Source organism: Candidatus Binatia bacterium (assembly GCA_036563615.1).
In the GTDB taxonomy this organism is placed as follows: domain Bacteria; phylum Desulfobacterota; class Binatia; order UBA12015; family UBA12015; genus DATCMB01.
In genome coordinates this window covers 452,237-476,889 of record DATCMB010000006.1, presented here as the reverse complement: position 1 = coordinate 476,889, position 24,653 = coordinate 452,237, and the positions used below count along the sequence as shown (strand labels likewise).

17 protein-coding genes and 1 tRNA gene are annotated in these 24,653 nt (G+C 72.1%); 13 read left to right on the top strand and 5 right to left on the bottom strand.

Translation table 11 applies throughout. The features are described from left to right. The first annotated feature begins 16 nt into the window (after window positions 1-16). Entirely contained in the window at window positions 17-1,735 is a 1,719-nt protein-coding gene (locus VIS07_04965) for an amidohydrolase family protein (protein ID HEY8514850.1), read from the top strand. A 94-nt stretch (window positions 1,736-1,829) separates the two neighbouring features. On the opposite strand, the gene VIS07_04960 is transcribed toward VIS07_04965, so the two are convergent. Together VIS07_04960 and pyrE are read right to left on the bottom strand one after the other, a co-directional pair. After that, entirely contained in the window at window positions 1,830-2,342 is a 513-nt protein-coding gene (locus VIS07_04960) for a thermonuclease family protein (GenBank protein HEY8514849.1), read from the bottom strand. 114 nt (window positions 2,343-2,456) lie between these two features. Then, window positions 2,457-3,062 carry an orotate phosphoribosyltransferase gene (pyrE, locus tag VIS07_04955; protein ID HEY8514848.1) on the bottom strand — a complete coding sequence of 202 codons (606 nt, stop codon included), beginning with the start codon at window positions 3,060-3,062 and terminating at the stop codon, window positions 2,457-2,459. A 94-nt stretch (window positions 3,063-3,156) separates the two neighbouring features. On the opposite strand from pyrE, the gene VIS07_04950 reads away from it, so the two are divergent. The 6 genes from VIS07_04950 (at window position 3,157) to VIS07_04925 (ending at window position 10,890) form a co-directional block, all read left to right on the top strand. After that, a complete protein-coding gene (locus tag VIS07_04950; GenBank protein ID HEY8514847.1) occupies window positions 3,157-4,263 on the top strand; it encodes a sugar phosphate nucleotidyltransferase in 1,107 nt (368 codons plus the stop codon). Window positions 4,264-4,413: 150 nt separating this feature from the next. After that, entirely contained in the window at window positions 4,414-5,799 is a 1,386-nt protein-coding gene (locus tag VIS07_04945) for a wax ester/triacylglycerol synthase domain-containing protein (GenBank protein ID HEY8514846.1), read from the top strand. Window positions 5,800-6,042: 243 nt separating this feature from the next. After that, on the top strand, window positions 6,043-7,155 hold the full coding sequence (locus tag VIS07_04940; GenBank protein ID HEY8514845.1) for a CHAD domain-containing protein: 1,113 nt from the start codon (window positions 6,043-6,045) through the stop codon (window positions 7,153-7,155). Window positions 7,156-7,189: 34 nt separating this feature from the next. After that, window positions 7,190-8,116, top strand: a complete 927-nt coding sequence (locus tag VIS07_04935; GenBank protein ID HEY8514844.1) for a glutathione S-transferase family protein — start codon at window positions 7,190-7,192, stop codon at window positions 8,114-8,116. 96 nt (window positions 8,117-8,212) lie between these two features. Then, window positions 8,213-10,036: a hypothetical protein gene (locus VIS07_04930; GenBank protein ID HEY8514843.1), complete on the top strand. Its 1,824-nt coding sequence runs from the start codon at window positions 8,213-8,215 to the stop codon at window positions 10,034-10,036. Between the two features lie 5 nt (window positions 10,037-10,041). Beyond that, window positions 10,042-10,890 carry an SEC59/DGK1/VTE5 family protein gene (locus VIS07_04925; GenBank protein ID HEY8514842.1) on the top strand — a complete coding sequence of 283 codons (849 nt, stop codon included), beginning with the start codon at window positions 10,042-10,044 and terminating at the stop codon, window positions 10,888-10,890. 27 nt (window positions 10,891-10,917) lie between these two features. Here the strand turns inward: VIS07_04925 and VIS07_04920 are convergent, their stop codons facing one another. After that, a complete protein-coding gene (locus VIS07_04920; GenBank protein ID HEY8514841.1) occupies window positions 10,918-11,310 on the bottom strand; it encodes a hypothetical protein in 393 nt (130 codons plus the stop codon). Between the two features lie 316 nt (window positions 11,311-11,626). Here VIS07_04920 and VIS07_04915 point away from each other — a divergent pair. After that, window positions 11,627-11,699: transfer RNA gene (locus VIS07_04915), tRNA-Thr, on the top strand. A 1,600-nt stretch (window positions 11,700-13,299) separates the two neighbouring features. Here VIS07_04915 and VIS07_04910 read toward each other — a convergent pair. Both VIS07_04910 and VIS07_04905 read right to left on the bottom strand, forming a co-directional pair. Then, the gene (locus tag VIS07_04910) at window positions 13,300-14,052 is read right to left on the bottom strand and encodes a hypothetical protein (GenBank protein HEY8514840.1); all 753 of its coding nucleotides are present in this window, start codon (window positions 14,050-14,052) and stop codon (window positions 13,300-13,302) included. Between the two features lie 310 nt (window positions 14,053-14,362). Beyond that, a complete protein-coding gene (locus VIS07_04905) occupies window positions 14,363-14,992 on the bottom strand; it encodes a hypothetical protein (GenBank protein HEY8514839.1) in 630 nt (209 codons plus the stop codon). A 553-nt stretch (window positions 14,993-15,545) separates the two neighbouring features. Between VIS07_04905 and VIS07_04900 the strand changes: the two genes are divergently transcribed. From VIS07_04900 to VIS07_04880, 5 genes are all read left to right on the top strand, one after another. Further along, window positions 15,546-17,777, top strand: a complete 2,232-nt coding sequence (locus tag VIS07_04900) for a hypothetical protein (GenBank protein HEY8514838.1) — start codon at window positions 15,546-15,548, stop codon at window positions 17,775-17,777. A gap of 322 nt (window positions 17,778-18,099) precedes the next feature. Continuing rightward, window positions 18,100-18,597 carry a peptide-methionine (R)-S-oxide reductase MsrB gene (msrB, locus tag VIS07_04895; GenBank protein HEY8514837.1) on the top strand — a complete coding sequence of 166 codons (498 nt, stop codon included), beginning with the start codon at window positions 18,100-18,102 and terminating at the stop codon, window positions 18,595-18,597. Window positions 18,598-18,599: 2 nt separating this feature from the next. Next, a complete protein-coding gene (gene msrA / locus VIS07_04890) occupies window positions 18,600-19,118 on the top strand; it encodes a peptide-methionine (S)-S-oxide reductase MsrA (protein ID HEY8514836.1) in 519 nt (172 codons plus the stop codon). Window positions 19,119-19,456: 338 nt separating this feature from the next. Next, the gene (locus tag VIS07_04885) at window positions 19,457-21,061 is read left to right on the top strand and encodes a hypothetical protein (GenBank protein ID HEY8514835.1); all 1,605 of its coding nucleotides are present in this window, start codon (window positions 19,457-19,459) and stop codon (window positions 21,059-21,061) included. 16 nt (window positions 21,062-21,077) lie between these two features. Next, window positions 21,078-24,644: an AAA family ATPase gene (locus tag VIS07_04880; protein HEY8514834.1), complete on the top strand. Its 3,567-nt coding sequence runs from the start codon at window positions 21,078-21,080 to the stop codon at window positions 24,642-24,644. Window positions 24,645-24,653: the final 9 nt, after the last annotated feature.

Sequence of the window (24,653 nt, the reverse complement as noted above, 5' to 3'; positions counted from 1 at the left end):
GCCGGGGAGGGACTCGATGAAGGCCGATCTCGTGATCCGCGGTGGAACGATCGTCGACGGCAGCGGCCGTCCTGCCTACGTCGCCGACGTCGTCGTCAGCGGCGACCGCATCGCCGCCATCGGCAAGCACGACGGACCGGCGCACGAGGTGATCGACGCGCGCGGCAAGGTGGTCACGCCGGGCTTCGTCGACGTGCACACGCACCTCGACGCGCAGATCACCTGGGACCCGCTCGGCTCGCCGTCCAACCTGCACGGCGTGACCTCGGCGATCGTCGGCAACTGCGGCGTCGGCTTCGCGCCCTGCAAGCCGCAGGACCGCGACTACCTGATGTTCCTCATGGAGGGCGTCGAGGACGTGCCGCGCGCGGCGATGAAGGAAGGCATCGCCTGGCGCTGGGAGACGTTCCCGGAGTACCTCGAGCACCTCGCGTCGAGCCGGCTCGGCATCAACGTCGGCGCGCACCTGAGCCACGCGCCGCTGCGCATCTGGGCGATGGGCGAGAAGGGCGCCACCGACGCGCCCGCATCGGACGAGGAGCTCGCGCTCATGCACCGCGCGATCGTCGACGCCATGCGCGCCGGCGCGCTCGGCTTCGCGAGCGGCCGCACGACCATGCACCGCACGCCCGCCTGGGATCCGGTGCCCGGCACCTTCGCCGACCGCCGCGAGCTCGACGCCATCGGACGCGCGCTCGCCGAGGTCGGCACCGGCGTCTTCGAGCTCGTGCCCTACGGCGCCGCCGGCGAGGACGCGAACGGCTTCGACCGCGACTACGAGTGGATGGTGCCGGTCGCGCTCGCGTCCGCGCGGCCGATGAGCTTCGGGCTGATCCAGAACCTCGCCTACCCCGAGGTGTGGCGCGACGTGCTCGCCAAGGTCGAGCGCGCGGTCGCGCAGGGCGCGCGGCTCGTGCCGCAGGTCGCGGTGCGCAGCGTCGGCATCCTGATGGGCTTCGGCACCTCGATCTCGCCGCTCACGATGTTCCCCGCGGGCTTCGACCTGATCGCCGAGCCGATCGAGAAGCAGCGCGAGGCGCTGCGCGATCCCGCGATGCAGGCGAAGCTCCTCGAATCGATCCGCGGCACGAGCGGCGACATTCTGGGCGGCATGGCGACGCTGCGCCACGTCTTCCCGCTCGTCGGCGACGGCGTGAAGGCCTACGAGACGGCGCCCGAGCGCAGCGTCGTCGGCATCGCCGAGCGCACCGGCAAGGAGGTCGGCCAGGTCATCCTCGACCACATCCTCGCGACCGACCTCCGGGGCTTCTTCATCGTCCCGCTCTACAACCCCGACCTCGACGCGGCGGCCGAGATGCTCCGCCACCCGCTGACCGGCATCGGGCTCGGAGACTCGGGCGCGCACACGAGCCAGACCTGCGACGCGAGCTTCACGACCTTCCTCCTCGCCTACTGGGTGCGCGAGCGGAAGCTGCTCGGGCTCGAGGAGGCGGTGCGCAAGCTGACCTTCGATCCGGCCTTGATGTGGGGCCTGCACGGGCGCGGCCTGATCCGCCGCGGCGCGTACGCGGATCTCAACGTCATCGACCTCGACCGCCTCGACGTCGAGCTGCCGGTCGTCAAGCACGAGTTCCCGGCCTCGGCGCCGCACCTGTCGCAGGACGCGCGCGGCTACGAGGCGACGATCGTCAACGGACGCGTGCTGATGCGCGGCGGCGAGCACACGGGCGAGCTGCCGGGACGTCTGCTGCGCAACGAGCTGTTCGAAGCGTGAGATCGCGCGCGGCGTGCGGCGCCGCGCTTCACGCTCGCGGACGGACGTGGGTGCTCGCGCCTCGCGGGCCGATGCCGACGCGGCTCGTCCCGCCTCACTTCGCGGAGCGACGCGACTTGCCGCGCAGCATCTCGCGGTAGGCCCACGGCGGCGTCGGCTTCGGGTCGGCCCACAAACCGCGCCGCGCACGACGCGCCTCCTCCTCGAGCCGCGCGAGCTCCGGGTCCTTCGAGTAGCGCCGGTAGTGCCAGGCGAGCCCGGCGCGCACGAGCTCGGGGCCGAGGCTGCGGCCGTCGTCGAGCAGGACCTCGCCGACGATCCGCCCGTAGCGGTCGACCTCCTTCACCTCGACCCGCACCTCGCGGTTGCCGACCAGATCGGCGGTGAAGGACTTGGCGCGCGCCGAGTACGGCTGCCCGCGCTCGGGCGCGTCCACGCCGAAGACGCGCACCTTGACCGCCGTGCGGTCGCGCAGCACGTCGATCGTGTCGCCGTCGCGGATCTTGACCACGCGGCCGCGGAACGACGCGGCGAGCGCCGGCGTCGCGAGCGCGGTCGCGAGCGCGACCAGCAGGCCAGCGACGACGAGCCGGCGGGCGAAAGGCACGGCGGAAGCAGCGGGGCGACTGCGCACGCGGGCAGTTTCACCGAGCGCCGCGCGAGGTCAAGCAGCGGCGCGCGAGCCCGGCAACGCGTCGGCCGAGCGCGCCGCGCACGGGCGCTACGAGCGCTTGCCCGCCGCGGCGTCGCGCGCCGCGCGCACCTCGTCGATCTCGCTCTTGGTCAGCAGCGCGACGAACTCCGCGCCGATCTCGCGACACGCCGCCTCGACGCGCGCGCGCCCATCCTGCTCCTGGCGGTCGAGCAGCACCACCGCCACCGCGACCTCGAGACCGGACTCGCGCGCCGCGCGCAGCCCGTCGAGCATCGCGCCGCCGCGCGTCAGCACGTCGTCGACCAGCGCCACCGGCTCGCCCGCCGCGGGCGCGCTGCCCTCGAGGAAGCCGCCGGTGCCGTGGTCCTTCGCCGTCTTGCGGATGCTGAACCACGGGATCGGCTCGCCCACCGTCTCGCTGTAGTACGCGACCGCGGCCGAGATCGGGTCCGCGCCCATCGTCGGACCGCCGATCGCCTTCACCTTGCCGCGGATCCGCTCGAACACGAGCTTGCCGATCAGCGGCATCGCCGGCGGCCAGGTCGTGGTCAGCGAGCACTCGAAGTAGAACGGGCTCGTCTTCCCGGACGCGAGGAGGAACGGCTTCTCGTGGTTCTCGAGGAACGAGCGCTCGAGGAGGATCTCCGCGAGCCGGCGCGTGGCGTCATCCATGCCCGCCTGCGTCGCAGAAACCCCACGCCAGCGTCAAATCGCCCTTCGCCGCGCTGCGCGATGCATCGCGCAGACGCCATGGTATGGGAGCCGGATGCGTCGCTTCGCCGTCATCATGGCCGGGGGCTCGGGGGAGCGCTTCTGGCCCGCGAGCCGGCGCGCGCGCCCGAAGCAGCTTCTGCGCCTCACCGACGCACGGCTGTCGATGCTCGAGGAGGCGATCGAGCGCATCGCGCCGCTGATCCCGCGCGAGAACATCGTCATCGCGACGAGCGAGCTGCTCGCGGAGCCGATCGCCGAAGCCCTGCCCTCGCTGCCGCGCGAGAACGTGCTCGCCGAGCCCGAGAAGCGCAACACCGCCGCCTGCCTGGCGCTCGCCGCCGCTCACCTCGAGCAGCAGCACGGCGACCCGGAGGACATGGTGATGGCGGTCCTCACCGCCGATCACCAGATCGGCGAGCCCGAGCGCTTCCGCGCCGACGTCGCGCGCGCGCTCGACTTCGCGGCGACCGAGGACGCGCTGGTGACGATCGGCATCGTGCCGACGCGTCCCGAGACCGGCTACGGCTACATCGAGGTGTCGCCGTCCGAGCGGACGGGCGACGCTGCCGACGCCGCACGCACGCCACTGCGCGTGCTGCGCTTCCGCGAGAAGCCCGACGAGGCCACCGCGCGCGCGTACGCGCGGTCCGGCCATCATTACTGGAACAGCGGCATGTTCTTCTGGCGCGTGTCGACGTTCCTTCGGGGCCTCGCGCGCCACATGCCCGACCTTTCGCGCGCACAGCGCACGATGCGCGATGCGCTCGCGTCGCGCGCGCGCGGCACGCTTCGTGAAGCGTTCGCACCGCTCGCCGACGTCTCGATCGACGTCGGCCTGATGGAGCGCGCCGACAACGTGTGGGTTCTCCCTGCAGGGTTTCCCTGGGACGACGTCGGAGCGTGGGACGCGCTCGAGCGCACGCGCACGACCGACGCAGCGGGAAACGTCGTCGAAGGCGACGCCGTGCTCGTCGATGCGCGCGACTCGATCGTTTTCAACGAAGCCGATGAAGAGATCGCGGTCGCGCTCGTCGGAGTGGAGAAGGTGATCGTCGCGATCACGCGCGACGGCGTGCTCGTGTGCAGCAAGGACCGTGCCCAGGACGTCCGCCGTGCCGTCGCCGAGCTGCGCAAGCGAGGTCGCGAGCGCTTCACTTGACGGTCGCGTGACGCGCGCGAGAAATGTGCGCGTCGAAAGTAGCTTGACGCCCGAACCGTCTTGTCACCACTACGGGCGCGTGCGAGATTGGACGACACTCTCATGACTTCATCGATCGAGTCGTTTTCCTTCGAACGAGGAGGTCACGAGGTGCGGCCGATCTCTCGGCCCTGCGCGGGCAGCATCGTGCTTCTGCGCGGCGCCCCGTCCCATCCCGAGATCGTCGACGGGCTCGAGGCGGCCGTCGACCGGCACCCGCGGCTGCGTCGCCGGCGCGTCAAGCGTCGCGGCAGGCTCGCCGCCGACTGGGTCGAGCACGGCTTCGATCTGTCCTACCACCTGCGCTGGGAGCGGATCGGCAACGACCGCGACCTGCTCGGCGTGGCGACGCGGCGATTCTTTCAACCGCTTGCACACAAGGCGCCGCCCTGGGAGCTGCACGTGCTCGAGGGCGATGCGCGCTCGCTGCTGCTCGTGAAGGTCGACCCGCAGCTCGAGCGCTCGGGGACGAGCACGGCGCTGCTCTCGTCGCTGGTCGACGACGGCAGCGACGACACCGAAGAGAACGCCGCGAGCGATCCCGCGAGCCCGATGCTCGCGCTGGTCGAGACGCTGGAGGCGCTGGTGCCGCAGGCCGCAGCGCTGCGGCAGTCGGCGCTGAGCCTGCTTCGCGCCGCGCGTGAGACCGCGCTGCTCTCCGGTGAGCTCGCGCGCGCGACGCTCGGTGCGACGCGCCTCGACGGCGGCGCGTGGTCGGGCGAGCTCGCCGACGCGGCGCTTCGGGCCGCGCGCTCGCTCGGCGCGCTGCTCACCGAGCGGCTCGCCGAGAGCGCGCCCGGCACGCTGCTCGGCGGCGCCGCGCGGCCGCGCGCGCTCGCGCTCGTCGACCTGCCGCTCGCCGCGCTCGACGCCGTGCGCCGCCCGCTCGGCCTCGGGCTCGAGGACGTCCTGCTCGCGATCTCGTCGGGCGCGCTCGCCCGTCTCGAGCAGAACGAGCGTGGCGTGCTGCCGGCGACGCTGCGCGCGCTCGTGTCGCTGCCCGAATCGCGCGTCGCCGGCATGCTGCTGCCGATCGAGGAGACCGATCCGCTGCGGCGCGCGGCGCACTTCCACGAGCTGCTCGCGGCGCTCGGCAGCGAGGCGCGGCTCGCGGCGATGAAGGCGCTCGCCGGCGCGATGACGGCGCTGCCGCTCGCGCTGTCGCAGGGCGTCGCGCCGCGCTCGGCACAGCGCTACGACGTCGAGCTCGCGTACCGCGAGCTGCCATTGCACGCGCGCACGCTCGCCGGCGCGCGCGTGCAGCGCGTCTACCCGCTCACCGCCGACGCCGGGACGGCCGGTGTGGCGGTCGGCGCGCAGCGCTTCGAGCGCTGGCTGTCGCTCGGCGTCAGCTTCGACTCGAGCATCGTCGGACGGCCGCGCGGTCTGGTCGACGCCTGGCAGTCGGCGTGCGGCGAGTTCGTCGACGCGGCGCTCCGGGCGCTCGCGCAGCGCGCCGAGCAGCGCATGCGCACGAGCGTCCGATCGCTCTCGTAGGCGCGTCGTTCCGTCGCGGCGACGGCGAAAGCGCGCGTGGCCGGGCTTCAAATCCGCGCCGTCACAGGGTACGCACCACACGTGGCGGCACGACGGCAGCCGGGCTCGACGGCGCACGCGAGGCGTGCCGTCGCGCGCCGCACGCGAACGGCGCGGAGCAACGCACCGCGCAGCGGCGCAGCACGGAGCGAAGCGCCGCGCGCCCCTGCCCCGCCGCCGTCGATCTACGGTCGCGCGGCACAGGTGCTCGACGAGCAGCGACGCAAGATGTTCGGCAACGTCGCCGCCGCGGTCGACGGCCGCGACCCCGAGGGCGTGCACGACATGCGGGTCGCGACGCGGCGCCTGCGCGCGTGCCTCAAGACCTTCGCGCCGTGGCTCGATCCCGACGAGCAGCGCCGGCTCGCGTCCGCGGTGCGCGATCTGACGCGCGCGCTCGGGCGGGTGCGCGAGCTCGACGTCCTGCGGCTGCGGCTGGCGAAGCTCGCCGAGCGCGCCACACCGCAGCGCGCGCTCGCCCTCGAGCACGTCGACGCGCGGCTCGCGCGCCGCCGACGCCGCGCGCGCGAGCGCATGATGGCGTGCTTCGCCGACGTGCGGCTCGACCGGCTCGACGCACGGCTCGAGCGCCTGCACGGGCAGCTCGAGGGTGCGGTCGCGGCGGGCACGGTCGCGCAGGCGCTGAACGGCGCCACGGCCCAGGCGACCGACGCGTACACCGCGGTCCCCCACGCGGCGGGCGCGCACGACGCGCCGATCGCCGAGCTGCTGCGCACGATCGCGCCGACGCTGCTCGCGGAGTCACGTCAGGTGACCGAGCCGCCGCTCACCGCACCACCGGGGACGCCGGCCGCGGCGGAGGAGCTGCACGCGGTGCGCATCGCGGCGAAGAAGCTCCGCTACCAGCTCGAGATCCTCGAGCCCTACCTCGGCGAGCGCGGCCGCGAGGCGGTGCGCAGGCTCAAGGCGCTGCAGGAGACGCTCGGCGAGTTCCACGACGACACGGTGCTCGACGACACGCTGCGCGCCGAGATCGCTCGGGCGAGCGAGCGCGGGCGCGCGCTGCTCGCGGGCGAGCTGCGCCGGCTGCGCACGACGCGCCGCCGCGTGCTGGCGCGCGACGAGCGCGAGGTGCGGGCCGCGATCGAGCGGCTGCGTGAGCAGGGCTTCGTCGCGCTGGTTGCGGACGCGCTCGCTGCGGCGGGGGTCCCTCTGCCCACACCGGACGAGGCTGAACCGTCCGTTGGCTCGGCGGCGACGCGTGAGGATGCTGCGGCGGCGCTGGGCGGCGAGGCATCGGCGCAGGACGCCCGCGTCGGCGCGGCGTCGGAAGTCACGCGCGAAGCTTCTTCGTAGCTGCGGAGAGCGCCGCACGACGCAGGAGGACGCGATGGCGAGCGAAGCGACGTTGATCCTGCACCAGTACGACACCTCGCCCTTCTCGGAGAAGGTGCGCAAGGTGCTCGCGCACAAGCGGCTCGCCTGGCGCGCGGTCGAGCAGCCGACGATCATGCCGAAGCCGGACCTCGTGCCGCTCACCGGCGGCTACCGGCGCATCCCGGTGCTGCAGATCGGCGCCGACGTCTACTGCGACACGCAGCTCATCGTGCGCGTCCTCGAGCGGCTGCACCCCGAGCCGACGATCTACCCCGGCGCGAGCGAGGGCACCTGCCACGCCTGGAGCCTGTGGGCCGACCGCATCGTGTTCCTCGCCGCGGTGACGGTCGTGTTCGGCGAGATCGGGCACCTCGTGCCGAAGGAGTTCATCGAGGACCGCACGAAGCTCATGCCGGGACGGGACTTCGCGGAGCTGCCGAAGCTCGCGCCGTACGCGCGCGAGCAGCTGCGCGGTCACCTCGCGACGCTGGATGCGCAGCTCGCGGACGGACGCGCGTTCCTCCTGAGCTCGGATTTCAGCCTCGCCGACGCCGCGTGCTTCCACCCGCTGTGGTTCCTGCGCATGGCGCCGCAGGCGAGCGCGGCGCTCGACGAGCTTCCGCGCGTCGCCGCGTGGGCGAAGCGCGTCGACGAGATGGGCCACGGCGAGCGCAGCGACATGGCACCGGCCGAGGCGCTCGCGATCGCACGCGACGCGACGCCAGCGCCGGCGGGCGGCGTCGATCCGCGCGAGCCGAACGGTCTGCGCGTCGGACAGTCGGTGTCGGTCACGCCCGACGACTACGGCTTCGATCCGGTGCGCGGCGAGCTGGTCGCGAGCTCGGTGCACGAGATCGCCGTCAAGCGCGTCGATCCGGCGCTGGGCGAGATCGTCGTGCACTTCCCCCGTGTCGGCTACCGGGTCGCGGCCGAAGGCTGAGCGCGCGCTGCACGTGCGGCGCTTGCTGCGGCTCCCCGGGCGCGCTCTGCTTTACGCGTGCTTCGAGCTGCGCGTCTGCGATCGCTTCCGATCCTCTTGCTGCTCGGGTGGCTCGTCGCGCCGGCGCCGACGCCGCCCGCCCGCGCCGGCACCGCGGTCGGCATGGTCGACGCGGCCGCGTGCCCCGCGACCAGCGCGGTCGCGTTCCTGACCAGCCCGCGCGTGCCGCGCGCCGGCGAGCCGCTGCGGATCGTCGCCGCGACGCCCCAGGAGGTCGAGGGCGCGCTGGTCGTCGGCGACGTGCGCGGCGGGCTCGCGGCGATGAGCGCCGAGCGGCGCGGCGCCGGGCCGTGGTGGTGGACCACGACCATTCCTTCCCCGAGCGCCGGCACCTACCGCGTCGCGGTCGGCCGCGGTGCGGACGTCGCCGGCTGCGCGGTGATCGTGGTCGGCAGCGGTGCGGCGCCCGCGCGTCCGCGTCCCGCGGGCGCGGTGTGGGGCGTCGAGCGCGAGTGGGACCGCGGCACCGAGAGCCTCTACTCGGCATGGATCGAGCAGCTCTTCACCGACCCGCTCGATGCGGAGCCCACCTGGAAAGGGATCGGCGCCGTGCTCGCCGACCCCGAACGCAACCTGCTCCACGACCACCTCGGGCTCCGCGAGGACTCGAGCGGAAAGATGCGCTTGACGCCGGACTGCGCGGACCTGCCCTACTTCCTGCGCGCCTACTTCGCGTGGAAGCTCGGCCTGCCGTTCGGCTACTCGAAGTGCTCGCGCGGCACGGCGACGTCGCCGCCGCGCTGCGCCGGCTGGCACTCGAACCTCGCCCCCGAGACGCAGGCGTCGGCGCAGGACGAGGTCGCGCGCTTCCTGCACTTCCTGCGCCGCGACGTCGCCTGGGGCGTGCACTCCGGCAGCGCGCGCACGCCGGCCGCCGCCGACGCGACCGACCTCTACCCGACGCGCATCGAGCCCGGCGCGCTCCGTCCAGGCACCGTGTTCGCCGATCCCTACGGGCACACGCTGGTGGTCGTGCAGCGCATCCCGCAGACCGAGGACGCGGGCGGGCTCTTGCTCGCGGTCGACGCGCAGCCCGACCACACCGTCGCGCGCAAGCGCTACTGGCGGGGCAATTTCCTCTTCGCGGTCGACCCCAAGCTCGGCGGCGCGGGCTTCAAGAACTTCCGCCCGATCGTATCGGACGGACGGGGATTGCGCCGGCTCGGCAACGACGAGATCGAAGCGCACCCCGAGTTCGGCGACTTCTCGCTCGAGCAGTACGTCGGCGGCGTCGAGACCTTCTACGAGCGCGTCGACGCCATGCTGTCGCCCGAGCCGCAGGATCCCGCGCGCGCGTTCCGCGAGACCATCGACGCGCTCGACGAGCAGGTGCGCGCGCGCGTGCGCTCGGTCGCGAACGGCGAGGAGTACGTCGCGCGGACACGCAGCACGATCGCCATGCCCGAGGGCGCGGCGATCTTCGAGACCACCGGTCCCTGGGAGGACTTCGCGACGCCGTCGCGCGACCTGCGGCTGCTGATCGCGATCGACGTCGTTCGCAACTTCCCCGCGCGCGTCGCCGAGCGTCCCGGGCGCTACGTGATCCCGCCGGGCGCCGATCCGCAGAAGGTGCGGCGCGCGCTCGAGCTGATGCTCGACGAGGAGGCCGCGGCTCGGCGCTTCACCTACGTGCGCAGCGACGGATCGGAGTGGACGCTGACGCTCGCCGACGTGCTCGCGCGCGCGGGTGCGCTCGAGATGGCGTACAACCCCAACGACTGCGTCGAGGTGCGCTGGGGCGCGCCGCCGGGCAGCGAGGAGGCGCGCACGTGCCGGCGTCGTGCGCCGCAGGCGCAGCGCGCGCGCATGGAGCGCTACCGCGAGTGGTTCGCGGAGCGGCGGCGGCCGCCGCGGGGGTGAGGCGGGTGAGCGAGAGGGAGACGCAGGCGGACTCGGGCGAGCGCGACGTGGCGTCGGTGGGCGGAGCCGGTGCCGATGCGGGCGTTGGCAGCGTCGGCGTCGATTCGAGCGCCGGGCGTGATCCCGGCGCTGGTGGCGATGCGAGCGGCGGCGCCGATGGCGGTGCGAGCGCGAGCGCCGCGCCCAGCGCGAAGGACGGAGCGAGCGCCGACGCCGCGCCGGGCGCGACGCGCTCGCACTTTCAGCCCGGCAGGCGCCTCTTCCACCTCGCGAACGGCGTCGTCATCGCGACCGCGTACGCGTTGCTCTTGACGCGCGAGCAGCTCGTGCAGCTCTTCGGCGTGGTCGCGTGCCTGGTCTACATCGTCGATCGCGTGCGCATCCACTACCCCGAGCTCGCGGCGCGCGTGCCGTGGATCAACCGGACGCTGCTGCGCGCCGAGGAGCAGGCGCGCGAGGCCGCGATGACGCCCTATGCGATCGCGATCCTGCTCACGATCCTGACGTTCCCCAAGCCCATCGCGCTGATCGCGATCTACACGCTCGCGATCGCCGACCCGCTGTCCGCGGTGGTCGGCATCCGCTTCGGGCGCCACCGCCTGATCGGACGCAAGACGCTCGAGGGCTCGCTCGCGTTCTTCGCGGCGACCTTCGCGGTGTCGGCTGCCGTGCTCGCGTGGGGCGCCGCCGTGCCGGTCACCCTCTCGACGCGGCTCGAGGCGAGCTTCGTGGTCGCCGCGCTCGGCATGCTGGTCGACGCGCTGCCGGTGCGGATCGACGACAACATCACGATCCCGCTCGGGGTCGCGTTCGGCGCGTGGGCGACGTGCGGGGCGTTCGGGATCGCGGTGTGACGCCGACCCGCGCGGGTCGCCGTCAGATCAAGGCTCGCCCTCGGGCTTGAAGCGGACGACGATCGCCGAGATCACCTGGCCCATGACCGGGTGGATCGTGCCGCCGCCCCACCACGGTCCGCCCTGCCACACCGCGCCGACGCGGCGCAGGCCGTCGTGGACGATCACCACCGCGTTGCCGCCCATCGCCGCCGCGTCCTCGCGCAGCTTCTCCTCGATGGCCGCGTCGCCCGGGTTGCCCTGCGGCTCGGCGATGATCTGCCCCAGCACCCAGTGCGGCCGCTCGGGCGGACGCGACAGGATCTCGACGGTCGCCGGGTCGGTCGGCGGGAACTCCGGGCGGCCGACGAAGTGGATCGAGCGCGTCTGCACGCTCGAGCACGCCGTGGCGAGCACGGCGAGAAGCGCCAGCGCCCCCATGGCCGAGGCGCGCCATCCTGGAGAACGACGAGCTTGCATCACACACCACCTCCCCGCTCGCGCGGTGCGCGAGCTCCGGGCGGTGGAATACAGCGAGGGGTGGCGTTGGCCAAGGATCGGGCCGCCGGGTCACGGGTCGTGCGCGGTCGTGCCCGTCCCGGTGGGAGCCGCCGCTCGCCCGGCTTCAGCAGCCCGCCCGCCCTGGGCGCCGCCACCGGTTGCCCAGGAGTTGCCGAGCCGGCGTCGCTTCGGTACCCAAGGCGGGTCGACACCGGGCGCCAAGCGCGACGTCGCGTGGGTTACCGGTGCGGCGTTGGCCACCCTAGCTCAGTCGGTAGAGCAACTGATTCGTAATCAGTAGGTCGCCGGTTCGATTCCGGCGGGTGGCTGTCATCGTCTCGGCCCCCGGGTCCGAAAACCGACGCCACTGAAGCGCGCCCATTCCCGAGAGGTGTCGACATCGCGCACGTCCGCGCGCGCGATGCCCAACGTGACGAACGGCCGACGGCGATGATGGGCGACTCCCACTCGGCGGCGTCGGCAAAAGGCTGCTCGAGCCCACATCCGCTTCGACGTTCTACACCCACGTTGAGCTCTGGACTGCCGCGCGGCACTACCAGCAACTACGACGCGACGGAACGTCCGGCCGACAGCACCTGCACCTAGCGACACTGCTGTTCGCGCACTTCGCCGTCGAGGCGTACGCCAACTACCTGGGACAGAACGTCGCCCCGAAGGACTGGGCGAGCGAACGCACTCTGTTTCGGAACGGTGGTGCGTTCGCCAAGCTCGAGCACCTCGCTCGGCTGTGTACGATCGGAGATCTCGAGGATCGCATCCTCCGAGTGGGCTGATCGTGCGCTCGAGGACGTCAAGAAATTCGTCGAGAAGCTCCATGAAGCAGCGAGAACGAAGTTCCCGCGACGCGAACTCTCCCTGACGGGCTTGGCTCGATCACTGCGATGGCGACCATCGTAGGCGGCCGTTCGCTGGATACTTGACGTCCGGCTGAGAGCTTGATGGAGCCACACCTCGCCTCGCGAGTCGTGCGAGTGGACGCGTGGGAGAGGTTCGGCAGCGACGGCGTGAGGTTGAGCGATCACAGCGGCGTTCTCGTCGAGCTCTAGTGCCCAAAGCGTCGGCGGGTACATTCGTGCCTCCACCACTTGCTGAGCGATGCGCGCGTGATTACCAACGCATCCCTACAAAAGTCCGGCGGGTGGATGAGTTGACATTCGGCTCTTCGTACGACCTCTGAGCACGCAGCGCGCTGGTGCGCACAGCGCTGCGGCGCCACCGACGCACGACGACCGAGAGAACCGACGCCGGAGACCGGACATGATCGAGCGGACACTGATCATTCGAGCTGACGCGCTGGAGATGATCTTCAGCGGGACCAAAGATTGGGAGATTCGAACAAGACCCACTCGGATTCGCGGCCGGATTGCGCTCTCCGAAAAGGGTGCGAACGCCATCGTCGGCACGTGCACCCTACACGACGTCAAGGGACCGCTCTCCATCGAGGACGTTCTGAAGAACGCGCGACGGATGGGGAACCGTGCTGAGATCTTGGAGGATGTCACTTGGTGGCGCCGACAGTGTCGCGAGGGCCGCGTCTACGCATGGGTCCTCCGCGACGTCCGCCGCCTCCGCCGCCCCGTTCGCTTCGCCAACCCCTCAGGCGCCGTGACGTGGGCGCGCCTCCCCGCGCGGATCGCCCACCAACTACGGTAAGAGACGCTCCCGTCGCGCGCCGCTCCGCCGCAGACGCCAAACGACGGAGCTCCGAGTTCAGTCCCCGCGGACGCTGGACCGCAGATCGCGCGCGCACCAGTAGAGAAAAAGCGCGCAGCGCCGCCCCCCGCACGGGCAGCACTGCACGCTTTGGTCGATTCCTTCGCTGTTGCTCTACGGCGCCGCGAGCGACCTACGGAGCACCATCATCAAGCATCAAGAAAGAAGGAGCGAGCGTTCCTCGACGCCCACCGATCACTCCACCCTCTGCAACCCCCACGGCGGCGACGCGTTCACCAGCACCCCCGGCCGGCACTTGAACTTCACCTGCCGGAACGTCGCGCCCGGCTTGTGCGCCGTCATGACGTACTCTCCGGGCGGCACCTGGATGAAGACCACGCCGCCGTCGTCGCTGGTCTCGCTCAGGCTGCGGTCGGGGATCACGCTCGAGTTGAAGTAGATCGGGCCGTGCTCGGGCGGGAGCGGCGGCTCGATGGTCACGGTCGCGCCGTCCTCGCCGTGCGCGCCGGGGTCGTAGAGCGACTTGCCGATGCGCGTGACCGTGGTCGGCATCTGGCAGCGGTTCTCCTCGTCGGGGACGATGCCGAGGATCGCGGCCATCGCGGCGTAGACGTCGTGGCGCACGGCCTGGAAGGTGATGCGCTCGAGGCCCTCGGGCGGCACGACGTGCGTGCCGGTCTGGATGAGGTGGTAGTCGGGGTGCTCCATCACCAGCGACACCTCGCTGCCGACCGGGATGCCGTCGAACGAGAAGTGGCCGTCGGGGCCGGTCACCATCCGCTTCTCGGGGAACTCGAGGATCCAGACCGTCGCGCCCTCGACGCGGCGGTCCTGGGCGTTGAACGGGATGGCGTCGCCGCTCACCGTCGCGGTGGCGGGCTCGCTCGAGTCGCCGCAGCCGGCGACGAGCAGCGCCGCGAGCGCGAGCGACGCGAAGGACGAGCTGCGTGGCAGCGATGAGCGAATCTGGCGAAGCGAGCGAAGCATGGGTCTCCTGATTTCCGTCGAAGAGCACGCCTGGCGGCGCGCGTGGATGAAGTGTCCGTGAACGAGGATCGAATGGACGCCACGTCCACGTCCCCCGACGTCATCGAGCGACGCCGGCAGACGCCGCGTGCAGTGGCATGCCGGACGTGTCGGACGCAAGCGCAGCGCAGGTCCCGGCACCGCCTCCTCGCTCGATGACGCAGCACGCCGTCGATCTCACGCGCTCGAGACCGCCTCGAAACGCGCGCGGCGCCACCCCGTTCGGGGCAGCGCCGCGCGCTTTCACTCCGGACGCCGAACGTGAGCAGAGCTAGCCCTGCGCATCCTCCCCGGCTGCGCTCGCTTCCGCATTGCCCTTCTCCGCGCCTGCGTTCGCATCATCGTCCCCATCCTCCTCCGCACAGTGCACGCGCGGATTCCACGCCGCGAAGATCCCCGCCGGATTGTGGCGGAAGAGCCAGACGTGCAGGTCGTAGTGGATCGGCATGGTCTCGTTGTGGCCCAGCATCGGACCGTCGAAGGGCACGCCGAACATCTCGGGTCGGTCGTCGAACGTGTGCAGGTCCTGGTCGGCGTCGACCTGGAAGTACTCGATCGCGCCGAGGCGAAGCTGACCGTTCTCGCCCTCGTGGTAGACGAGAATCTCCGGCCGCAACGGATCGAGCACGCCGTCGCTCAGGTGCTCCTCGTTGGCGTAGTGGAAGCCCATCGCGCCGTACTTGGGATCGCTCTCGCAGGGGCTCGCGGCGACGTAGCCGTCGGCTTCCGCAGCGGCGACGTCGCGGTACTTCATCATCACGCTGCGCAGCTCGCGCAGCTCCTCGCGGACCTCGCGCGGGATCCTGTGCGTCGCCTGCGCGGACGGCGCGCCGAGCAACAGCAGCGCGAGCCCTGCGCCGAGCAGCGCGCGCATGCGCAGCCTCGTCGTCGTCGTTGCCATCGTCGTTCTCCTTTCTCGAGGGGGTGATTCTCTCGAGTGGCGAGACGCCGTCGCGGACGCTCCTGCCGGAGGCGCGTGCGCGAAGCCGGAGACGGGAGGCCGGATCGCTTGCCGGCCCGGTCGGGGTGCTCGATGTCGGGGATCGAGCGTCGACCACTCACCTCCGACGCTAGACCTTTGACCCGGTGGATCAACCCGGGGGGTTCTACGCGGTCGCAGCGCAGGACGCGTGCCGCCCGCGCGCATCGCCCGCGATCTCAACGTGCGCGCGACGCAGCACGCCCCGCCCACGGCTCCATCGCATCGATATATCCGTGTGATCCGACGCCCCGCCGGCGCCACGCGATCTCGCCAAAATCCCGCGCCAGGACTGCATTTTTGCCGCGGCACCGGCGTTGCTCCACGCCTGCCGAGCGGCGCGTGGAGCGCCGCCGTCAAGCACCCAAAGGAGACACGCAGCATGTGCTCGTCGTTCGTCGGCTCTCGTCGCTACCCGGCCGCCGCTTCCCTCACGTCGCGCAAGCGCGTGGTGGGGAGCATCGGCGTTTTATGCTTGTCACTCGCGCTCGCGACCACGGCAAGCGCGCTCGACGACCCGCGCTTCCCGGGCGGCGGCGGGATCGGCCGCGGCCCCGGCGGCGGCGGCATCTTCGATCCAACCAACCCGGTGCCGAGCCCGCTCCCGCCGCCACCGCAGCCGACGCCGATCCCCGACCTCGCGCGCCCCGGGCTGTCGCTTCTCGAGCGCGGCACCGGAACGATGAAGTTCAAGTGGTGCGACGGCTCGCGCATCGAGACCGGCAACCACCTGTGGCGCACCAACGACCCGATGGCGCCGATCGAAGGCGACATCGCGAAGCTCGGCGGGCAGATCGTGATGGACCTGCCGGCGAGCCCGAACGGCTGCAAGGAGTTCGTCGATGGCTCGATCGTCGTCGATCCGCTGCCGCCGATCGGGTCGACGAAGGCGCTGCCGGGCATCCTGCACGGCAGCCTGAAGCCCGACACGCTGTACTGCTACCAGATCGTGCCGCACGACCATTTCTCGGAGTTCGCCGACTACATGTCGTCGGTCGTGTGCTCGTTCACGCGCGAGCGGCCGTCGCGCTCGGTGTGGCGCGCGCAGCTCGTCATCCGCACGGGCAACGGCAGCTCCGACGGCACCGACGACGCGGTCGACGTCGCGCTGAACCGCCGCTACATGGGCGCGCTCTACGAAGACCTCGCGGGCTGGGAGGAGCCGTACGGCAACCTGACCAAGCTCGACCGTCCGGGGGACGATCACGAGCGCGGCGCCGTCGAGGTGTACGACCTCAACCTCGACCACATCTCCGACATGGGCGACATCACCGAGGTCAGCATCATGAAGAGCGGCGACGACGAGTGGTGCGTCGCCGGCGTCGCGCTGCTGATCAACGACGAGACCATGATCGAGAAGACCTTCTCGCCGTGTAAGCGCGCGAAGTACGAGTACGTGCTCGGCATCACGCACGAGGAGCTGCGCGCCTCGCCGGTGTGGTCCACCTACCGACCGAACCTCGTTCCCGCGGACGCGGCGCAGCGCCTGCTGCGCGGCGAGACCGTGCGCATCCTCGAGATCACGCGCGGCGACCTCGAGAAGCGGATCGAGGGCATCGTCGGCCACGCGATCAGCGGCACGAGCCTCGAGTGGGGCAGCCTCGAGGGCGGCGCCTACGTCGAGGTGTCGCGGGTCGATACGCAGACGGTGCACGTCGATCTCGACCTCGAAGCCGACGTCACCGGTTTCAATCCAAAAGTCGACGTCGACTTCGAGCTTCGCTTCACGATGGCGTGCAGCGGCAGCGGCATCGACTTCACGGTCGAGACCGTGCCCGACAGCTTCGACGTCAACGCCGACGCGTCGTGGACGACCCAGGCGCTGGCGGGGATCTTCTGCAGCGGCGCCGACGGGTTCGTCGGCCAGGATTGCCCGGTGCGGGTCGAGAGCACGATCGAGAGCCGCGTCCGAGAGAAGTTCGCGCCGATCGCGAACGTGATCCGCTTCGACCTCGGCGATGCGGCCGCGGCCTGCGGGACGGTGTTCGAGCCGGTCGCGCGCATCACGCCGGCCGGCGGGCTCGTGATCGAGGTGCGCTCGCTCGTCAGCCCGCCGGGTCCGACGGCGCAGCCGACCCCGAAGCCGACGCCGCAGCCCACGCCGTCGCCCGCGCCGACGGTCGGCGTCCAGACCCGCGCGCTGCGCCTCACCGACGACGCGACGCCACCGATCGATCCCGACCTGCGTCGGCTCGTCTTCCGCTCGCGCCCGGCGCCGAGCGACGTCGTCGCGCCCGACTTCGACAGCGTCGGCGATCCGACGGTCGAGGGCGCGGAGCTCTTCGTCTACCGAGTCGGCGGCGATCCCGGCGACGTCGCGCGCATCGCGCTCCCGGCGGCACGCTGGCGGCGCACGGGCGACGCCAGCTCGCGCGGCTACAAGTACGTCGACAAGAAGGGCAAGGAGGGCCCGATCACCAAGATCGTCGTCGGCGGCGGCAAGGTGACGATCAAGGGACGTGGCAACGGGCTGTACGAGCTCGCCGGCGCCCCGCAGGGACAGATGGCGCTGCGCTTGCGGCTCGGACGCGGCGTCACCTGGTGCGCGGCCGCGCTCGCCAAGCCGCCGCTCGCGCGCAACGACTCGACGGTGAAGTTCCTCGGCGTCCCGGGCTCGCCGGCGCCGATCACCTGCCCGGACGTTCCCGGCGTCGCGGGCTCGGCGTCGCGCGCGTTCCTCGACCGGGTGGAGACGCTTTTGGATTGACCGCCACGCGACACGCAGCCCGGGCTCGCACGAGGACGCGGCCCCGGGCTGCGCAAGCTGCGGCGTGCGGCGCGACGTCCGAACGCTGCACCGGCAAGAGAGCGGCGATGCCCCTGCGGGCGTCGCCGCTCGCGTTCGTTGGGCCGTGGCCGCAGCGTAGGACTCCGTCGCGCCCTCGCCCGCGCATCCGCCACATTCCGCGTGGAATTGAAAGAGACCCGCGCGCGCGGAAAGCTCGTCCGACGTTCGAGCACGCGACCTGAGCGTCGCCGCGCTGGCGCCGCGACGCGCCGTGCGCGAGCATCGGACGAGGAGCACCGACATGGCCACACGTTCCCGCACGGGATTCGATCTCTCGCCCCCCTCGCCCGAGCAGCGTCGAAGCCTCGAGGCGGACCTCAGCGCCACCGAAGCGCAGGTGCTGCTGCGACACGGCACCGAGGCGCCGTTCTGCGGCGCGCTGCTGCACGAGAAGCGTCCGGGGGTGTTCACCTGCCGGCTCTGCGGCCTGCCGCTCTTCCGCGGCGGGCAGAAGTTCGACAGCGGCACCGGCTGGCCGAGCTTCACCGCGCCCTTCGACCCGGAGCACCTGCGCGAGGAGCGCGACACGAGCTACGGCATGATCCGCACGGAGCTGCTCTGCGCGCGCTGCGGCGGCCACCAGGGGCACGTGTTCCCCGACGGTCCACCGCCGACGGGGCTGCGCTACTGTATCAACTCGGTGTCGCTGCAGTTCGTTCCCGAGGGCGAGCCGCTGCCCGACAAGCTCGGCCGCGGCGCCCCGGAGGGCGAACCGTGGCGAGACGACAGGGAGACCTGACGATGGCGAAGACGGAAACGGCGATTCTCGCGGGTGGGTGCTTCTGGGGCATGCAGGACCTGATCCGCAGGCTGCCCGGAGTGATCCGGACCCGCGTCGGCTACACCGGCGGCGACGTGCCGAACGCGACCTACTGGAACCACGGCACGCACGCCGAGGCGGTCGAGGTGGTGTTCGATCCCGACCAGCTCTCCTACCGCGAGCTGCTCGAGTTCTTCTTCCAGATCCACGACCCGACGACCAAGAACCGCCAGGGCAACGACATCGGCCCGTCGTACCGCTCGGCCATCTTCTACTTGTCGGACGAGCAGCGGCGGATCGCCGAGGAGACGATCGCCGACGTGAACGCGTCGGGCCTCTGGCCCGGTCCGGTGGTCACCGAGGTGCAGGAGGCCGGTCCCTTCTGGGAGGCCGAGCCCGAGCACCAGGACTACCTGCTGCGCAACCCCGGCGGCTACACCTGCCACTACCCGCGGCCGCACTGGCGCCTGCCGCGCCGCCCCGCCGCCCAGACTGCTTGACGCTCGCGCGAGCCCCGGACGCCGCACGTCCGGGGCTCGCCAATGCCGCGAGCGCCGCCACCTTTTCTTGACGCCGGCGGCGCTCTCGAGCCCCACCCTTCCGATCCCAACTCGCCCGCGTAAAGCATTTTTCGCGAATCGGCGATCAAAGAAAACTCTTTACTTGCGTCACGCTTTCGTGGCAGTCGCCGAGAAGCGCTTCGCACCCGGCCGGTCCCGGAGGTTCGATCGTGGGCGGCGACAAGCAATTCTCGCAGGTACGCTTTCGCACGAGCGCCCACGGCGTCCGGTCGAAGCATTCGCGGTGCTGCGCCCGACGCTGCGCGGCGCTCGTATTCTTGACCGCGGCCGTCCAGCTCGGATCGGCGCCACGAGTCGCGACGGCGGACGACGAGCCCGCGCAGCCCGGCTCGATCAAGGCCGCCACGATCAGGATCCGGCCGCTCGAAGGCGCGCCCGACCCACGTCAGGTGCTCGTCGAGGTGCAGCTGCCGGATGGGCCGCTCTACCGTGAGCCGGATCCTTCGCGCCTCGAGCTGTTCCGCGACGAGCTCGTCGAGACGGCGCGGCTCAACGACCTCGGCCGCGAGCACGACAGGGAGCCGCGCGACGGCGTCTATACCGGCAGGGCGATGCTCCGTGAGGCGCCCGATATCGCCGGCAAGGAGTTCCTCCTTCTCGAGTCGCTGCCGACCGATTCGAGCTCGATCGATCCCGAGCGCTCGATCCTGATCCGGCACCTGAACGTCGTGCAGGACGCGACGCGGACGTTCGATCCCCACACCAACTCGAACGGCACGCCGGGCGGCGAATGGACCTTCGCCACGCTGATGAAGGAGGCGCTCGGAGCGGAGGCTCCGGCCGCGGTGCTGAGCTGGCTGCGACACTGGGAGGAGGCGCAGCCGATGGACGGGGCCGACGTCGCCGCGCGCGACGAGGTCAACGCCCTGATCACGCTGCCGTGGCTCACCGCGAGCGGCGGTGAGACGCTCGATCTCGACAAGGCGCCGTTCCGGCTCCTGGCGATCGTCAATCGCCTCGATCTGGAGCTGCGCCAGCGCGCCTGTCCATCGAGCGGCGGCGAGCTGCGCTTCGTCTTCGGGCTGGTTTCCGAGGAGGAGCAGAAGCTCTCCCCGCGCGGGATGTCGGTCATCTTCGAGTACGACCAGAGCGGTCTTCCGCCGATCGAGATGCGCGACCTGGCGAGGCAGTGGATCGAGCTCGCCGAGCTCGATCCGGCGACCGACGCGACCGCGTTCAACGCCGCGCTCGCCGACCTCACGAGCAAGGTGACGACGAAGCCCGGCACGCTGAAGCGCATCCGCACGAGCGAGCTCGATCTCGCCCCGACGGGAACCGGCAAGGTCGAACCGTGGGAGATGCGCTCGTTCGCCGTCGAGAACGGCGCCCTCGTGCTCAAGCCGCTCGAGCAGACGCCGCTCGAGACGCTCAACCGCACGAGCGAGCTCGGCGCGTACGTGACCGCCAACGCCGACGCGATCCAGAACGAAACGCATTGCGCGCCGGAGAAGGTCGACGGCGCGCGCTTCCTCGGCTGGAGCGCCACGATGTTCCCGCGCTTGAGCGACTGCCACCGGGAGCTCGGGTTCTTCTGGTCGGGACCCGCTGACGGCAGCCTGGACGCTGACCACCGCTTCGCGTTCTCGCGCAGCACCTGCAACGGCTGCCACAGCGGCGAGACCGCCACGCGCGCGTCGCACGTCGACCCGACCACGCCGCTCGGCAAGCAGGCAGATCTGTCGATGTTCTTGACGGAGGCCGTGCTGACCGTCGCCGACCCGAGCGACATCGACACCTGCTTCAAGCCGGGCGCGCAGCGCACCTTCACCGAAACTCCCGAGCGCAAGACGGCGCTCGCGGCGCTCGCCGACCTCTCCTGCAGCGGCTGCCTCACCACCGACCCCTACCCCGCGGCGCACTGAGACGGGAGTGGCGATCATGGTCTCCAGCGGCAGCCTTTCCCCCCTGCGGGCGCACGAAGGCGCGCGCTCGAACGTCCTCGTCGCCCGCGAGGAGGAGATGCGCTGGCTGCGCGGCTGCATGGAAGCCGCGCTCGACGGGCAGCCGCAGGTCACGGTGGTGATCGGCGAGCCCGGGATCGGCAAGACGCGGCTGCTGCGCGAGCTGCAGCACGCCGCGGTCGCGCGCGGCTTCACGCGGGCCGCGGCGCGCGGCTACGCCGACGTGTCGGCGCCATACCTGCTGTTCAAGGAGGCGCTCGGGTCGCGCGTGCCCGCGCTCGACGACGCCTCACCCGCCGGACCCTGCGACCCGGCGACGCAGCCCGCCGTCAAGACGCAGCGCTCGCTCGAGTCGGGAGCGAACGACCGGGCCGTTTGGCTGCGCTCGGCGGCGCAGGCGATCCTCGGGCTCGCCCGCGCCGAGCCTCTCGCGCTTGTGCTTGACGATCTCCACTGGGCGGACGAGGGCTCGCTGCAGCTCCTCGCGCACCTGGTCTTCGCGGCTGCGGACGCGGCGCTCGAGGGCGGCGTCCGGCTGCTGGTCGTCGCCTCGACGCGCGACCTCGACGCGACGGCGCCGAGCGCGCGCATCCTCGCCCGCATCCTCGCGCGCATCCTGCGCGAGCCGATCTGCGGACGGCTCGAGCTGCGCGGCCTCGAGGAGCACGCCGCGCGCGAGATGCTCTGCCAGCTCGGCGTCGAGCGCCCGTCGCATCGTCTCGTCGGCTGGATCGCGGCGGCGACGCGCGGCAACCCGCTCTTCATCAAGACGCTCGTCGCGCAGCTCCTGCACGACGGGACGCTGCACCAGAGCGCCGGCCACTGGACGATCGCCGACGACCACACGACGCTTCGTCTGCCCGAGGACGTCGAGCAGGCGGTGTCCGAGCGACTGCGCCAGCTCGGCGCCGGCTGCCGAGAGATCCTCTCCGCCGCGGCCGTGCTCGGCGACCGCTGGTCGGCGAGCTTTCTGCGCGCGGTCGTCGACGTATCGGAGGCGGCCGTCGCGAGCGCGCTCGCGGAGGGCACGCGCGAGGGGCTGCTGCGCGGTGACGGCCGTTGCTTCCGCTTCAAGCACGCGCTCATCCGCCAGGCCCTGCAGCTCGAGCTGCCGGCGAGCGAGCGCGCACGGCTCCATCTGCGCGTCGCCGACGCGCTCGACGCGGGCACCGACACCGGGCACGAGCCGGATCCGTTCGACGTCGCGCGCCACCTGATCGCGGCCGGACGAGAAGCGGATCCGGCGCGCGTCGTGCGCCGCGCCGGCGACGCGGCCGAGCGCGCGTTCGCGTGCGCCTCGTGGGACCTCGCGTCCACCTTCTTCGAGGCGGCGCTCGTCGCCGCGGCTCGGCTGCCGGACTTCCCCGAAGCAGAGCTCGCCCGCCTGCACTACCGCGCGGCGGAAGCGCACTACCGCGATCAGGACGCGGCACCCTGCGTCGAGAACTTCCTCCGCGCGCGACGGCTCTACGAGCGCTGCGGAGATCCACGCGGCGTCGTGTCCTCGCTCGCCGGCTGGACGCGCGCGCAGTTCACGCTCGCGTCGGTTCCGTACGGGACGCACATCGACACCGCCGCCCTCGAGCAGACCGCGTCCGCTTTGGCGAGCGACGATCCCGCGCTCGCGAGCGCGGCCTTCGCCGAGATCGCGCAGGCGGAATGGACCGCGCGGCGGAGCGAGCGCGCGGCGGAGATGGCGACGCGCGCCCTGCGGATCGCCGACGAGCTCGACGACGCGCGGCTGCGCGCGGAAGCGGAGCGCTCGCTGAGCCTCGTCAGCATGCAGTCGTTGCGGCTCGGCGACGCGCTGAGCCATCTCGAGAGCGGCATCGCCGCCGCCCGTCGCACGTCGGACGCCTGGCTGCTGAGCCACCTCGTGCAGCGCCTGCCGCTGCCGGTTCTCTGGAGTGGACGCCTCGACCGGGTCGACGCGGCGTGCAGCGAGGCCGAGGCGCTGACGAGCTCGGTGCACGACTGGGGCGACCACTCGCTCGCGCGCGCCGCGTCTGCATGTGCGGCGCTCGCGCGCGGCGACTTCGAGCGCGTCGAGAGCGAGGCGAGCCACGCCATGCAGCTCGTGCAGCGCTCGGGCTATCCGTGGGCCGGGCCGCTGTTCCTGCCCGCGCTCGCGCGCGCACGCACGCTGCGCGGCGCCTTCCTCGAGGCCGAGGACGCGCTCGCGACGCTCGCGCAGCCGGGTGCCGTGTTCGAGGAGCCCGGTCCGTCGATCGAGATCGCCGCGTACATCTACCGCCTGGCGGTCCGCGCGGCCTCGGAGTCGTCGCTCGCGGAGCGCGAGACGCTGCGTCAAACCATCGAAAGCCTGCCGCCCCCGCAGCCCGACGACGCGAGCGACGCGAATGCGATGGGCGTCTACTGCGCGCTCGGCGAGGCGTGCGACGAGCTCGGCACGACCGCGCTCGTCCCCGAGGTGCACGCGATCCTCGAGCACGCGGCGGCGCGCGGGATGGTCTTCAGCCTCGGCTGGGTGGCGCTCGTCCCGCGCGTCCTCGGGCTCACCGCGGCTCGGATCGGGCGCACGCAGGACGCGCGCCAGTGGTTCGAGACGGCGCTGCGCACCGCACGGGAATGCGGCGCGCACGCGGCGCTCGCGCAGACCCGCGCCGACTACGCGGCGCTGCTCGCGCGCTCGGGGCGCGAGGACGACGCCGAGCGGGCGCGCGCGCTGCTGCTCCCCGCGCTGCGCGCGTTCGCGGAGCTCGGCATGACGCCGTCGTTCGAGCGCGCCTCTCGGTTCGCGGTCGAGCTCGGCGTCGACGCCGAGCGCTTGCCGACGCCGGCGCTCGAGGCCGCGGCGCACGCCGGCCTCGGCCCGCTCGACGTCGCCGTGCTGGTGCGCATCGCATCGGGAAGAACGGACGGCGAGATCGCCGACGAGCTCGTGCTGAGCCCGGCGACGGTCGCGCTGCGCGTCGAGCAGATCTTGACGCGGCTCGGAGCGCGCACGCGACGCGAGGCCATCGAGATCGCGCGACGGCGCGGGCTGCTGCTCGTGCGGGTCGCGCAGAGCGCGCCGCGCCGCGTCCCGGCGCAGGTCGTGATGTTCACCGACGTCGGCGGCTCCACCGTGCTCTTCGATCGGCTCGGCGACTTGCCCGCGTACGGCCTGCAGCGCCTGCACGACGACCTGGTCCGCGACTGCCTCGCGCGCACCGGCGGCAGCGAGGTGCGTCACACCGGCGACGGCATCATGGCGAGCTTCTCGTCGGCGTCTGCCGCGGTGCGCTGCGCGACCGAGATCCAGCACGCGCTCGCGCGACCGGACTCGCCCGGCGCACGCGCCGGTCTGCAGGTCCGGATCGGGATGAACGCCGGCGACGTCGTCGCCGCCGCGCAGGATCTCTTCGGCGTGGTGGTCAACGCGGCCGCGCGCATCTGCGCGCTCGCGGGACCGGGGCAGATCCTGGTCAGCGCCGCCGTCGCCGAGCTGTGCCGCGACGCAGGCGTCACGATGCGCCCGCTCGGGCGCTTCCCGCTGCGGGGGCTCTCACAGCCGTTCGAGCTGCTGGAGGTGGTCTGGTAGCGCCCTCGC